Source organism: Micromonospora sp. NPDC049101 (assembly GCF_040648675.1).
GTDB lineage: Bacteria > Actinomycetota > Actinomycetes > Mycobacteriales > Micromonosporaceae > Micromonospora.
This window is the reverse complement of the sequence record NZ_JBEZED010000018.1, coordinates 150,680-163,650: the sequence shown is the minus strand read 5'-3', so window position 1 is coordinate 163,650 and position 12,971 is coordinate 150,680. Positions and strand designations below refer to the sequence as shown.

The 12,971-nt window shown below is 70.7% G+C and carries 10 protein-coding genes; 5 read left to right on the top strand and 5 right to left on the bottom strand.

The window, feature by feature from the left end; translation table 11 throughout:
- Positions 1 to 154 precede the first annotated feature (154 nt).
- On the top strand, positions 155 to 2,284 hold the full coding sequence (locus tag AB0B57_RS24190) for a glycogen debranching N-terminal domain-containing protein (RefSeq protein WP_357073943.1): 2,130 nt from the start codon (positions 155 to 157) through the stop codon (positions 2,282 to 2,284).
- A 25-nt stretch (positions 2,285 to 2,309) separates the two neighbouring features.
- Here the strand turns inward: AB0B57_RS24190 and AB0B57_RS24185 are convergent, their stop codons facing one another.
- The 3 genes from AB0B57_RS24185 to AB0B57_RS24175 form a co-directional block, all read right to left on the bottom strand.
- Positions 2,310 to 2,825, bottom strand: coding sequence for a sigma-70 family RNA polymerase sigma factor (locus AB0B57_RS24185; protein ID WP_357073941.1), 516 nt, complete (start codon positions 2,823 to 2,825; stop codon positions 2,310 to 2,312).
- Positions 2,826 to 3,019: 194 nt separating this feature from the next.
- Entirely contained in the window at positions 3,020 to 3,472 is a 453-nt protein-coding gene (locus tag AB0B57_RS24180) for a DUF4333 domain-containing protein (protein ID WP_357073938.1), read from the bottom strand.
- A gap of 16 nt (positions 3,473 to 3,488) precedes the next feature.
- Positions 3,489 to 4,178, bottom strand: coding sequence for a hypothetical protein (locus AB0B57_RS24175; RefSeq protein WP_357073935.1), 690 nt, complete (start codon positions 4,176 to 4,178; stop codon positions 3,489 to 3,491).
- A gap of 231 nt (positions 4,179 to 4,409) precedes the next feature.
- On the opposite strand from AB0B57_RS24175, the gene AB0B57_RS24170 reads away from it, so the two are divergent.
- Positions 4,410 to 4,706: a WXG100 family type VII secretion target gene (locus AB0B57_RS24170; RefSeq protein WP_007457407.1), complete on the top strand. Its 297-nt coding sequence runs from the start codon at positions 4,410 to 4,412 to the stop codon at positions 4,704 to 4,706.
- A gap of 90 nt (positions 4,707 to 4,796) precedes the next feature.
- Entirely contained in the window at positions 4,797 to 9,173 is a 4,377-nt protein-coding gene (locus AB0B57_RS24165) for an FtsK/SpoIIIE domain-containing protein (RefSeq protein WP_357073931.1), read from the top strand.
- A gap of 74 nt (positions 9,174 to 9,247) precedes the next feature.
- Here AB0B57_RS24165 and AB0B57_RS24160 read toward each other — a convergent pair whose 3' ends face one another.
- Entirely contained in the window at positions 9,248 to 9,925 is a 678-nt protein-coding gene (locus tag AB0B57_RS24160; protein WP_357073928.1) for a hypothetical protein, read from the bottom strand.
- Positions 9,922 to 10,227, bottom strand: coding sequence for a hypothetical protein (locus AB0B57_RS24155; protein WP_357073925.1), 306 nt, complete (start codon positions 10,225 to 10,227; stop codon positions 9,922 to 9,924). The genes AB0B57_RS24160 and AB0B57_RS24155 overlap by 4 nt, the downstream gene beginning before the upstream one ends.
- A 200-nt stretch (positions 10,228 to 10,427) precedes the next feature.
- Here AB0B57_RS24155 and AB0B57_RS24150 point away from each other — a divergent pair, with 200 nt between their 5' ends.
- The gene (locus tag AB0B57_RS24150; protein WP_357073922.1) at positions 10,428 to 12,248 is read left to right on the top strand and encodes a hypothetical protein; all 1,821 of its coding nucleotides are present in this window, start codon (positions 10,428 to 10,430) and stop codon (positions 12,246 to 12,248) included.
- Positions 12,245 to 12,823 carry a type VII secretion system-associated protein gene (locus AB0B57_RS24145; RefSeq protein ID WP_357073919.1) on the top strand — a complete coding sequence of 193 codons (579 nt, stop codon included), beginning with the start codon at positions 12,245 to 12,247 and terminating at the stop codon, positions 12,821 to 12,823. Before AB0B57_RS24150 ends, AB0B57_RS24145 begins: the two co-directional genes overlap by 4 nt.
- Positions 12,824 to 12,971: the final 148 nt, after the last annotated feature.

Below are 12,971 nucleotides of genomic sequence, written 5' to 3'. Positions count from 1 at the left end.
GTCCAACTCGCCATGCCACTGATCGACATCAACGTCCGTCACAGGCAGACCAACGAACGCGAGCCGAACTCGATTCGCCTACTGCCGTTGCAGTACTAGACTACGAGCGTGTACGGCAGGGCCGTCCCACTGTCGGCGGGGGGAATTGAGTGCCATGCAATCTCGGTCGACGCCTTCCAGCCCTCAGTCGTCAGAACGCTCCGACGCGGCGAACGGCGGCGTCACCCGGGATATGCCACCGGAACTGGGCCCGGACTCGGTCGGCGTATTCGAAGGCCGGACCTTCATGTTGTCCAATTCGACAGGTGACGTGCCGACGGACTCCATCGCTGGTCTGGTCCACGACGACACCCGCTATATCAGCCGTTGGGAACTGACCTTCGACGGGAAGGCCCCGCTCGTTCTCAGTGCGAACCCCGTCGACGCGTACTCGGCGGCCTTCTTCCTCGCGAATCCCGAGATCGAGGGCCTGGAGGCGAACCGGGTCGGCGTGCGGCGGGAGCGGTTCGTCGGAGACGGCATGTGTGAGCGGATCACGGTGCAGTACTTCGGCGCCGAGCCGGTCTCCGTACGTCTGCGGTTGGCTGTCGGCGCGGACTTCGCCGACCTCTTCGAGATCAAGAAGGCGGGACGGAACAGGCTGCCCGACATCCAGCGTGACCACCGGTCGGACGGTTCGGCCCTGCGATTCTCGTACCAGAACTCGCACTGGTCGGCCGTCACGACCGTCGAGGCCGAGCCGCACGCCGACCGGGTCGAGGGCGACGCACTGGTCTGGGACGTGCGCCTGGGACGGGGTGACAGCTGGGGTTGCGAGCTGCGGGTGCTGCTGAACTGCCAAGGCAGGGACTACCTGCCGGTCAGCAGAACCTTCGGCGAGGAGCACGACCCGGGCGCCGACGACGCGGCGTGGCGGTGGAGGGCGAACAAGCCGGACCTCAGTACGGATTCGGGCCTGTTGCGCGACGTCTACCACAAGTCGGCCGGCGACCTGGTGTCGATGCGGATCGTCAAGGAGATCAACGGCGAGCAGGTCGTTCTGCTGGCCGCCGGCATGCCCTGGTTCCTGGCGGTGTTCGGGCGGGACACCCTGATCACCGCCTACCAGAGCATCAGTTGCGGACCGGACGTGGCCCGGGGGGCACTCGTCACCCTTGCCGCACACCAGGGCAACACCGTTGACGACTTCAGCGACGAGGAACCGGGAAAGATCCTGCACGAGTACCGGTCCGGCGAGCTGACGCAGCTGGGCATCATGCCGTACGGCCCGTGCTTCGGCGCGGCCGACACCACCCAGCTGTGGCTCATCCTGCTCTCCGAGTACTGGCGATGGACTGGCGACGACGCGTTGGTCCAACGGTTGCGTCCCAACGCCGACGCGGCACTTCGGTGGATCGACCACTTCGGCGACCGTGACGGCGACGGTTACGTCGAGTACGCCACGCGCTCCCCCGAAGGTATGCGCAACCACTGCTGGCGCGACTCACCCGACGGCGTCCAGTTCGCCGACAGCAGGCTTCCGTCCCTGCCGATCGCCACCTGTGAGATCCAGGGTTACACCTACGACGCGAAGCTCCGCGCCGCACAACTCGCCGACGGGCCCTGGGCCGACAGCGCGTTGGCGCGACGTCTGCGGGCCGAAGCCGCCGATCTGCGCGAGCGCTTCAACCGCGACTACTGGCTGCCCGCGCGCGGCGGCTACTACGCGATCGGCCTCGACGCCGACAAGCGCCCCATCGACTCGATGACCTCGAACATGGGCCACCTGCTGTGGAGCGGCATCGTCCCACCCGACCGGGCCGCCTCGGTGGCCCGGCAGTTGATGTCCGACCAGATGTTCTCCGGCTGGGGTGTCCGCACCCTCTCCACCGAGGACGTGGGATACAACCCCATCGGCTACCACCTCGGGACCGTCTGGCCACACGACAACTCGATCATCGCCGCCGGGCTCGCCCGGTACGGTCACCGCGACGCGGCGAACCGCATCGCCATGGCGATGCTGGAAGCGGCCGCCCACTTCGAATACCGCCTCCCGGAGGCCATTTCCGGGTACGACCGCTCGCTCGGCCGACGGCCGGTCCCCTACCCCACCGCCTGCAACCCCCAGGCCTGGGCCAGCGGAGCGCCCCTGCTGTTCCTGCGCACGATGCTCGGGCTGGACGTCGACAACGGGACCGTGGCCACCGATCCGCACGTCCCCGATGCCCTGGGCACCATTCGGCTGACCGGTGTCACCGTGCACGGCGCGCGAGAAACCATCGAGGCGTCCGGCTCGCGCCTATGATCGTCCACCTGAGGCGCACTCCGAGTCATCGGGTGGTGCGGCTCGCACGCAGGGCGGACAGCGCGTGGTGGTGCCGGGACCGGACCGTGCGGACCGGGACTCCGAGCACACGGGCTGTCTGGTGCGCGGTCCGTCCGGCCACATAGGTGTGCAGCAGCACGGCGCGATGTTCCTCGGGCAGTCGACGCAGCAGCGTGACCGTCTCGGCCGTGGCGACGGCGGCGTCCGCGTGATCCGGTTCGGGGACGTCGACCTCCGCATCGATCGTCTCGCGCTGGACGGCGACCTCCCGCAGTGATGTGACCGCCAGGTCGCGCGCCGTCGTCATCAACCAGTCCCGGACCGAGCCCTCCCCGAGGCGGTGGCGGTTGGCGTGCCGCCAGGCGCTGATGAAGGTCTCCTGGACGATGTCCTCCGCGAGGTGGTGATCCGTCACGAGAGTCCGGACGAACGTGAACAACGGTGCCGTGTGGTCGATCATCAGCTCGTCCAGCGAGAGAGTCTGGCCGGTGGCCGGGCAGGTGGGGTCTGCGGCTGTCATCTGGCGTCTGGCCTCCCGGGTGCAGGGGTGGGACCAGCCCCGCCAGCGACACCGCTCTGCCGCGAACGCAATGCGGTACCGGCGACCGGTCCCAGCTCAGACGCTACGTGCGGCCACCATCCAGCCTCTTGACGAACTCTTGACCGGCAGCGCCCCGTCCGGGTCGGGGCGCCCACCACCGCGCCACGGTCTGGTCACTTCGGGCGCGCGACGTCGATCTGCCCCGTCGACCTGACGGTCACCCAGGTCGTGACAGTTGCTCCGGCGACCTCCGCGGTGCAGGTGAACCGGTGTCCTTCGAGGACCGGCTGGTCCACCGGACAGGCGACGGTGTCCGCGTCGAGCCGGTAGTCCTCGCGAAGCACCGTCAGCACGTCTCGTTGCAATGCCGCGGTGTCGAGGACCTTCCGGTCCGACGACCCGGGCCGGATCACGGCCAGGACCGTCCCCAGCACGACCAGGAGGGCCACCGGCACGGCGACGGTCCACACGAGTCTCGGAGCGACCCGGCGCCTGCTCGCGCCCGATGCGGCCCTGGCCGGCCCCCACTGCGGCGGGGGCGCCGGCTTCCAGCGGGGCGCCAGCAGGGTCGCCCCGCTCGCGCCGGCAGCGTCGGAGCTGTCGAAACTCCCGGGTGGGCTGCTCATGCTCGGCTCCTTGGGCTCAGCGGGCGGCGGGGGTCGTCGGCACGGTGACGACCTCCGGTAGCGGTTTCGTGCGGTCTCCGGTCGGGCTGACCGCGAACCAGGTGCCGCCGACCCCCTGGCCCTTGATGTCGCCGGGTGCGGCGTCCTTGGCGAACCGGTAGACGGGCCAGCCTGCGATGGTCACCTGGCAGGTTCCGTCGGGACGCTCGACGTACCCGACGAACTGCGGGTCGACGCCGTCCGGGTAGATCCGGCCGGGTGACGAGACGAGCAGCGGGGGCCAGGTCTTGGCGCAGTCACCAACGCAGGTCGCCTTCGACGGCTTCGCCGAGTCCTTGTCGAACCGGTAGAGGGTCATCTCGCGGCCGTCCGCGACGTAGGTGCCGATGTCGGCCTGGTTCATGGCCTTCAACTGGATCACGGAGATGCCCCGACCGCGGTCCGTGACACTCGGCAGCGGAACGTCGGACGGCCCGCTGAAGATCTGGACCCGGCGTTGCGTCTTCGCCACCGTCGGCGCCGGGACGGGGGTGACCTCGACCACCTGCGGGGTCGGGTCCGTGCTGGCGGCGGCCGATGGTGCCGACCCCGGGCCCTCAGACGGCGAGGCGGTGGCGCCCGCGCCCGCGTCGTCGCCGCAGGCGGCCAGCGCCGCCAGACTGATCAGTGCGATCGCGCCTCGTGCGATCCGCGCTTGCCCCACCATGTTCGCTCCCCCTCGTGCTCCCTGTGGGCCGGGCCTGTGCAACCGGTCCGGCACCCACACGAGTGACCCCACGAAACGGTTCACCGGGACCACCCACGCCGCGCCCGCCCAACAAGTCGGAGCCGCTCTGAACCAGATGGCGCGGGCATCCGTGTGGGTGGCGGCGTCGGCGGATGACGGTCCACAGGGGGATCGGCTCGCTGGCCCGAAAGCTCAGGACAGGAGAGAGACATGGCTACGTACCACATCGTCAGCGAGGACATCCAGGAGTCCGCGAGCTGGCTCCAGCAGAACATGCAGACCCTGCTGGACGGGATGACCCAGGCGAAGAGCAAGATCGACACTCTGATCCAGGGTGGCTACAACACCCCGGGCGCCCAGCAGCAGTTCGGTCCGTACTTCGAGGAGTACAAGGGCAGCGTCGACCAGACCCTGCACGGCATGGAAGGCATCAGCCAGTACCTCACGCAGGTCAGTGACGCCTTCTCCGAGACCGACACGCAGACCGCTGCCAGCCTCAGCCGCTGACGAACGAACGACCGGTCGGGGCCGCGTGGTGCGCACTCACCACGCGGCCCCAGCCGTATTCCCGACGGATCATCCGACCAGGAGATACCCGTGCGCCTGTTGCTCACCGTCACGGACCAGTCCACCTCTGCCACCGACTACCAGGTCGAGGCCGCCCTCGACTCCACAGTCGCGGAGCTCGCCGAGGCGCTTGCGGAGCGCCGTCCGGACTCCGGCACCCGAGCGCCGACGGTCTTCGTCGCCGGTGCGCCGCTGGACCCGGGGCTCACCCTCGCCGACGCGCCGCTGTGGCAGGGCAGCGTGCTCGAGCTGGACCGTCCCGCACCCGAGTCACCCCCACGTCCGCCGGGCCCACTGGAGATCCGGGTGGTCAGTGGCCTGGGCGCCGGCGGCCTGCACCAGCTCGACATCGGTGAGCACACCATCGGCACCGCCGACGACAACGACGTACGCCTGAACGACGCCTCGCTCGCTCCCGTGATCGCGCGGGTCCGGGTGACCGAGGACGGTGAGTGTTGGCTGCACCCGACCGAGCCCGGGTTGCTCCTCGATCGGGTGGAGATCGAGGACGAGCAGGTCTGGGCTCCCGGCGCGCAACTCGCCGCCGGTGCGTCCCTGCTGGAGCTGCGCCGCCCCGTTCGGGACGAAGCCGCGCTCCAGATCTCGGAGGATCGCACCGGCCTGGACTACAACCGTCCGCCGCGGCTGCTGCCCCCGGCGCGGACCACCCAGTTCACCCTGCCCGGGCCGCCCACGCCGCCCGAGCGACGGCCCCTCACGCTGATCACCGTGCTCGCGCCGGTCGTGCTCTCCGGTGCCGCGTTCCTCATCACCCGCAACCCGCTCACGTTGCTCTTCGCGATCCTGTCACCCCTGGTGCTGATCGCCGGCCAGATCGGCGCCCGTCGGCAGGGCCGGGCCACGTACCGCTCCCGACTCGCCGAGTACGAGAAGAAGAAGGATGGCATCAGCTCCGAGGCGCAGGAGGCGTTGACCACCGAACGGTTGGCCCGCCGGGACAACTTTCCGGACCCGGCGGCGATCGGGCTGATCGCCGTCGGGCCGCAGCGTCGGCTCTGGGAGCGACGTCGCACCGACCCCGACTTTCTCGAACTACGGGCCGGCAGCGCCGACCTGCCGTCCGAGGTGGTGCTCCGCGACCTGAGCCAGGACGAGAACCGGCGCGAGGTCCGGTGGAGCGCCCTCGACGTGCCGGCGACGGTGCCGGTACGCAAGCACGGCGTCGTGGGGGTGGCCGGCGGCGCCGTCGCCCGCACGACGGCCCGTTGGATGGTGGCCCAGGCGAGCGCGCTGCACAGCCCGGAAGACCTGCAGATCTACCTGCTGGCCGGTGCGGACGACGAGAAGGGCTGGTCCTGGGTCGGGTGGCTGCCGCACGTGCGGCCCCGCGACGGCCAGGACACCCTCGCCACCGTCGGCACCGACACCCAGACTCTGGCCCGCCGGGTGGCCGAGTTGGTGACCGTCATCTCGGCCCGGTCCGGAGAGCGGGCCAACGGCGCGTTCCGCGACATCCTCGTGGTGCTCGACGGGGCACGGAAGCTGCGGTCTCTGCCCGGCGTCACACAGATCCTGCGGGAGGGCCCGTCGGTCGGGGTCTTCGCGATCTGCGTGGACGCCGAGGAGAGGCTGCTGCCCGAGGAGTGCCAGGCCGTCATCTCGCAGCAGCCCGACGGGTCGCTGCTGGTGACCCAGACCCTCGCCGCCCCGATCGACGACGTCCACCCGGACGTCGTCTCGCCCGAGTGGCTGCACCGGGTGGCGCGAGCCCTCGCGCCGCTGCGGGACATCGGTGGCGCGGACGAGGAGAGTGCGCTGCCCGGGGCGAGCCGGCTGCTCGACGTACTCGGGATGGAGCCGCCGGAGCCGGACGCCGTGGCGGCCCGGTGGACCTCCGGGGGTCGGACCACCGAGGCGGTGCTCGGCGTGTCACTGGACGGGCCCTTCTCCCTCGACCTGAAACGGGACGGACCACACGCGCTTGTCGCCGGCACCACCGGCTCCGGCAAGTCCGAGCTGTTGCAGACTCTTGTCGCGTCGCTGGCCGTCGCCAACCGGCCGGACGCGATGACGTTCGTCCTGGTCGACTACAAGGGCGGTAGCGCCTTCAAGGACTGCGTCCTGCTGCCGCACACCGTCGGCATGGTGACCGACCTGGACACCCACCTGGTGAGCCGGGCGTTGACCTCACTCTCGGCGGAGCTGCGGCGACGCGAACACATCCTCGCCGAGGCCGGGGCCAAGGACATCGACGACTACGTCGCGCTGCTGCGCCGCGAGCCGTCCCGCGTCCCGATGCCCCGGCTCCTCATCGTGATCGACGAGTTCGCGTCGATGGTGCGTGATCTGCCCGACTTCGTGACCGGTCTGGTCAACATCGCGCAGCGGGGTCGGTCGCTCGGTATTCATCTCGTGCTGGCCACCCAGCGACCGGGCGGTGTGGTCTCACCGGAGATCCGGGCCAACACCAACCTGCGCATCGCCCTGCGGGTCACCGACAGCAGCGAGAGCCAGGACGTGTTGAACGCCCCGGACGCGGCCACGATCTCGAAGACGACGCCGGGCCGCGCCTTCGTCCGGCTCGCGCAGTCGTCGTTGGTGCCGTTCCAGGCGGGTCGGGTCGGCGGGTTCCGCCCCGGTGCCCGCACCACCGCTCGACCGGCGCCGTGGCTGGCACCGCTCTCCTGGCCGGATCTCGGTCGCTCGGCACCTCGCCGGCCCGGCGCCGCGGCCAAGGCGTCCGCCGAACTGACCGACCTCGCGGTGCTCGTGGAGGCGGTCCGCAATGCCAGTGACCGGCTCGCCATCCCGACGCAGCACAGCCCCTGGCTGCCCGCGCTGCCGTCGAAGCTGTCCGTGGACGCGCTGCCCACGGCCCGCGCCGGCGGATACCACCTCCCGCCGGTCGCGTACGGGCTGGTGGACCTGCCCGCCCAGCAGGACCAGGTGCCGTTGGCGCTGGACCTGGGGACGCTGGGGCATCTGCACGTCATCGGCTCCTCGCGCAGCGGCCGGTCCCAGACGCTGCGGACGATCGCCGGGGCACTCGCCCGCGTCCACTCCGCGGCGGACGTCCACGTGTACGGCGTCGACTGCGGCAACGGGGCGTTGTTGGCCCTCAACGGTCTGCCACACTGCGGGGCCGTGGTGCAGCGCACCGAGGCGGAACGGCTCGGCCGGCTGTTCGCCCGGCTTGTCGCGGAGCTGGCCCGGCGGCAGCAACTGCTCGCCTCCAGTGGCTCGGCGAGCATGGTGGAGTACCGCTCCGGTGCGGTCGAGGGTGAGCGACCGCCACACATCCTGCTGTTGCTGGACCGGTTCGAGGTCTTCGACAAGACCTTCGCCGACTACGACAACGGCACGGTCATGACCGGCCTGCTGACGCTGCTGCGTGAGGGCGCCGGGGCGGGCATCCACGTGGTGCTCGCCGGTGACCGGGCGATGTTCTCCAGTCGGATCTCGTCCACCACTGACGACAAGCTGGTGCTGCGGCTGACCGAGCGCGGCGACTACAGCATGGTCGGCATCAACCACCGGCAACTGCCCGACGAGATCGAGGCGGGCCGCGCGATCCGGGCGGCCGACGGTGCCGAGGCGCAGATCGCGCTGCTCGGCGACGACGTGTCCGGCCAGGGACAGGCACGCGTACTCGCCGAGATCGCCGAGGCGGCCCGGCAACGCGACGCGGACCTGACGGCCGCGGACCGTCCGTTCCGGATCGACGTGCTGCCCGACGAGCTGACGCTGCGGGACACCGAGACGCTCGCCCGGCCGAGCGAACCGCTCTGGACGATGGTGGGGGTCGGCGGCGACGAACTCGGCGCGATCGGACCGGACCTGGCGGTCATTCCGAGTCTGGTCCTGGCCGGGCCGCCACGCTCGGGACGCAGCACCGCGTTGCTGACCATGGTGGCGGGTCTGCTGCGGCAGGGGACGCCGGTGGTCGTGGCGACACCCCGCCGCTCGCCGCTGCGCGAGCTGGCCGGCCTGCCCGGGGTGCTCGACCTGGTCGCGAGCGAGAACCTCACCTCCAAGGGGTTGACGGCGGCGCTGGAGGGCAGGACCGGACCGGCCGTGGTGGTGCTGGACGACGCCGAGTTGCTGCTCAAGTGCGATGCGGGAAGCGATCTCGGGGAGATCGCGCGGGCCGGTGCGGAACAGGGCCTCGGGCTGATCATCGCCGGCTCCATCGACGGGCTCTCCGGCGGCTTCGGTGGCTGGCACGTCGACGCCCGACGCAACCGGCAGGGTGCGCTGCTCAGCCCGCAGGGCCTCGGCGACGGAGAACTCATCGGCGCCAAGCTCTCCCGCGGCCAGCTCGGCGTGGGGCGTCTGGGCCGGGCACTGGTCCACCTGGGCGACGGCACGGTCCGCCTGGTGCAGATTCCGCGGACCGACCCGTCCGCCCTGCGGGCGCTGCTGGGGGCCGGCGCGGCCGAGGAGTGAGGTAGGCGCGCCGCGGCGGAAACGCTCAGGGGGACACCGGATCACCGGTGTCCCCCTGACCGCGCATGGCCGGATCACTCGCCGGCCGTGCGCTCCCTTGTGGACTCGGTTGCAGCGGCCAGCGCCGGGACGCCGTCCGCCCAGGTGAACTCCAGCGTCTCGGTGATCGCACCGAAGAGCCCGAAGATCTCCTCCGCCTCGGCGAGGTTCGGGCTCGATCCGGTGACCACCACGACGTCGGCCGAACCCGGCATCGGCACGACCGTGTGCATCACCGCGCAGCGCATCGTCGCGCCGTCCTGGGTGACGTTCTGGATGCCGTACACCCGGCCCACCGTGCCGATCCCGGAAATCTCGGCGGTGGTCACCCGCCGCCAGGTTCCGTCGGCCCGCGTCGGTTGCCCCACCGCGCTCAACGCCCCGAGGATGTCGCCGCTGGCCGGTGGGGTGGCCACCGCGACGAGCACCGTGGCGGTGAACGGGCCGTCCTCGTACAGCTGGAAGACGCCGGCCGCGTGGACCGCGCCGGAGCGTCGGGCCTGGCGTACCGATCGGCGCACCTGCTCGGCGAACCGTTCCGCCTGGTCCGCGGTGAACTCGGCGGCCACGGCGTGTCCCCGCGCCTCGTCGGCCAGTCGGTTCTCACTCGCCTCGTCGGCCGTGGAGAAGTCGTCCCACGCCTCGGGGGTACGCAGGTGAAACCCGGTCGGGGTCGACGCGGGAGCCCTGGTGTCCGTCGTTTCGCCGTTCACTGTGCCGCCCCCTGCTCCGGTGCCGTCAACGCGTTCGCCGTCTGGGTGTCGGCCTCCTTGAACGCGTCGGCGACGGCCTTCGCCGCGTCGCGCACGCCTTCGAGGTCCTTCGCCACGACATGCCGGCCGTCGCCCCACCGCTTCTCGAAGTGGTGGGCGGCATCCTCCAGATTGCGCTGCCCGAGCGTGTCGACGACCGCGCCCATCGACCTGATCGACGCGCTGTCCATCAGCTCCTTCGTGCGCCGCAGCAGTTCGTGGACCCGCTCCAGCTCCGCGCCGGGTACGTGGATCACGCTCATCGCGCCACCTCCCCGGCCGGCCTGCCATCCCGTTCGCTCATCTCCGCACCCCTCAGACGTCACGGCACCTGCGCGGTACACGGACCGGCGCGCGGAGCGGTTCAGCGGCGGTGAACCGATCTCCCGCCGGCTACGTGTGCGACTCGGCTCCCGGCGGACGGTTCGGGCGCCGGCCTGACGATGCGATGGGGAGGTTCGTCATGACGCGTCCGGGCGACGCCGAGTGGTCCGTGTTGCAGCTCGACTCAGATCCCGTGCCGGGTGACTCCGAGTCCTTCGAAGAGATCACCCGGGCATACCAGGAACTCGCCAGAACCACCCAGGAGGCCCACGACCTGCTCGCTTCCGGAAGCCAGGTCGACGTCGGCCAGGGCAAGGCGATGGACGCCTTCCGGGATCTGATCGGCAAGCTGCCCGGGCGGCTGGACGGGATGGCGAACTCCTACGCCGCGGCGGCGGACGCCTACCTGCGCTATCTGCCATCGCTGGAGGAGGCGCAGACGATGTCGCTGCGTGCCCTCGACCAGGCGCGGCAGGCGGCCGGAGACCAGCGGGCGGCGCAGGCGTCGGTCGCCTCGGCGGTGGCGGCGCTTGTCACGATGAACGCCGACACCGCGACCGCCCCGGACGCGAAGGAACAGGTCACCGACGACGCGAGCGCCGCCCGGAGCCGGGCGGCCGACGCCCAACAGGCGTTGGACGGGGCGAAGGCGCTGCTCGGCCAGGCAACAGCCCTGCGCGACCAGGCGGCCCGGACCGCCGCGGAGACACTGAACCAGCTGGCGAAGGACGCGCCGCAACGCTCCCTCTGGGACAAGATCGTCGAGGCGTTCCACGCGTTCGTCGACTTCCTCCAGAGCACGGTGATCGAATGGATCACCACGATCCTGGACGTGCTCTCGGTGGTCGCGTCGTTCATCTTCCCGCCCCTCGGTTCGGCGATCGGCTTCCTCTCCGGCGGCATCGAACTCGCCGCGGCCGCCCTCGGCGGCGATCCGGCCGAGATCGCCCTCGCCGCCGGTGGGCTGGCGCTCGGCCTGGTTCCGGGTGGACGGATCGTCAGCCGGGTCATCAAGCTCGCCAGCAAGCTCGGCAAGGTACGCCCCGGCAAGATTGCCGACGGCATCAAGGACAGCACCCGGGAGGTCACCGGAGGCGCCGCCGCCGCACCGGGTCGCGGCATCGACGCGAAGGTCACCGAGGTCGGCCTCGGCAAGACCATCAAGGGCGTGTTCAACCGGATCGACAACAAGGTGTTCGACCTGCGGTTCGCCCGGGATCTCAAGAACGCCAAGAAGAAGCAGGCGCAGGATCCGACACTCATCCTCGGTCAGAACAGCAAGGGGCACCTCAAGACGTTCCGCGCCTCGGACGTCGAGTCCACTCCCCTGGTGGACAACAACGGGAGGCAGATCGGCGTCCTCTTCCCGAGCCGGGCCACCGACAACGACAGCTTCACGAGTTGGGCCCGGACCGACGCCAACCTCGCCTTCGGCCGCAACATCGGCGGGTCGATCGCGGAGCCCGGCACCAAGGCGATCCGGCGGCTGCCCGGGACGGAGCCCAACTTCGTGGGCAACAAGTTCCAGGTCGCGCCGTGGGCCCGACTCAAGAGCGAACCCACCCTGGTCATCGCGCACGGCAACCCGAACGGTGCCGCCGTGCGGTTGAAGGACGGCAGCGTCCTGCACGTGCCGGGCGGGCAGTTCGCGAAGGTCGTGCACCACAACGAGATCTTTCGGGCCACCAACTCCGCCTCGGACCCCGGGAAGTCGATCGCCATGATCTCCTGCAACTTCGGCAACACCGCGGGCACCGGGGGGCAGGACTTCGCCAATGCCATGCGGGATCTCGGCAGCCAGCGGCGGATCTTCGCGGCGGACGAGACGGTGGTCACCACCGAGGGCGTGGACGTGGACGGGCTGTTGACCACCGCGGGCCGCCCCATCGCCACCCTGGCGGTGGAGAACGGCGGCAAGTTCACCCGCATCGATCCGAGTGGCAAGGGGGCGAGTTCATGAGCGAACAGGACGAGGGCGAGCGGCAGCGGCACTGGATGCTGCTGCTGGACGAGGAGTTGACCGGGCCCGCCGGCGGGGACGCCGACACGGCCGAGATGCCACCGGTGGAGACCATCGTCGGTGGCTGGCTGGTGGAGCCGGACGGCACCGTCGGCTGTTTCGCCGCCAACCCGCTGTACCGGCCGAAGGATCCGGAGGCGCCCACGAGCCCGGTGGACGCCGCCGCGCGACTGGTGGCCACCGGCCGCGCCGGCGTCGACGCGGTGCTCCTGGCGCTGCGGGACAGCCTCGTCGAGGTGGCGCTGGACAGCGAGGGTGCGGTCATCGTGACGCCGGCGCCGGACGACGTGCCCTGCGTGCTCGTCGCGACGAGCGCCGCGGACCAGGCCCGGGTCGACGCGGCAGACTGGCGGCAGGTCGACCTGGAGGAGCTGCTGACGCTGCTCCCCGACGGCGTCGACGTGCTGCTCAATCCGGGCGGGCAACGTGCCATGCGGTTGTTCGCCGACGCGTTGCGCGAGTTGGCCGAGGCGGGCGTCCCGGAGAGCGGCGAGCCCTGGCCGTACGCCCGGTAGGAGTGTCACTCCGCTGGTCTCGGGCGCGCCGCCCGAGACCAGCGGGTCGCCAATTGATGACCCAAAATGTCTCGAATCGGCCACGACGTGGGTGATCAGACAAGTTTTCTATTGATCAACATGCGCTGACGACGGGGTGTGCATCCTG

Bases quoted from the DNA above. Each gene is read 5' to 3' on its own strand.
- AB0B57_RS24170 (WP_007457407.1), top strand. From the start codon at position 4,410: ATGGCTACGTACCACATCGTCAGCGAGGACATCCAGGAGTCCGCGAGC.
- AB0B57_RS24180 (WP_357073938.1), bottom strand. From the start codon at position 3,472: ATGAGCAGCCCACCCGGGAGTTTCGACAGCTCCGACGCTGCCGGCGCG.
- AB0B57_RS24185 (WP_357073941.1), bottom strand. From the start codon at position 2,825: ATGACAGCCGCAGACCCCACCTGCCCGGCCACCGGCCAGACTCTCTCG.
- AB0B57_RS24155 (WP_357073925.1), bottom strand. From the start codon at position 10,227: ATGAGCGTGATCCACGTACCCGGCGCGGAGCTGGAGCGGGTCCACGAA.
- AB0B57_RS24175 (WP_357073935.1), bottom strand. From the start codon at position 4,178: ATGGTGGGGCAAGCGCGGATCGCACGAGGCGCGATCGCACTGATCAGT.
- AB0B57_RS24150 (WP_357073922.1), top strand. From the start codon at position 10,428: ATGACGCGTCCGGGCGACGCCGAGTGGTCCGTGTTGCAGCTCGACTCA.
- AB0B57_RS24145 (WP_357073919.1), top strand. From the start codon at position 12,245: ATGAGCGAACAGGACGAGGGCGAGCGGCAGCGGCACTGGATGCTGCTG.
- AB0B57_RS24190 (WP_357073943.1), top strand. From the start codon at position 155: ATGCAATCTCGGTCGACGCCTTCCAGCCCTCAGTCGTCAGAACGCTCC.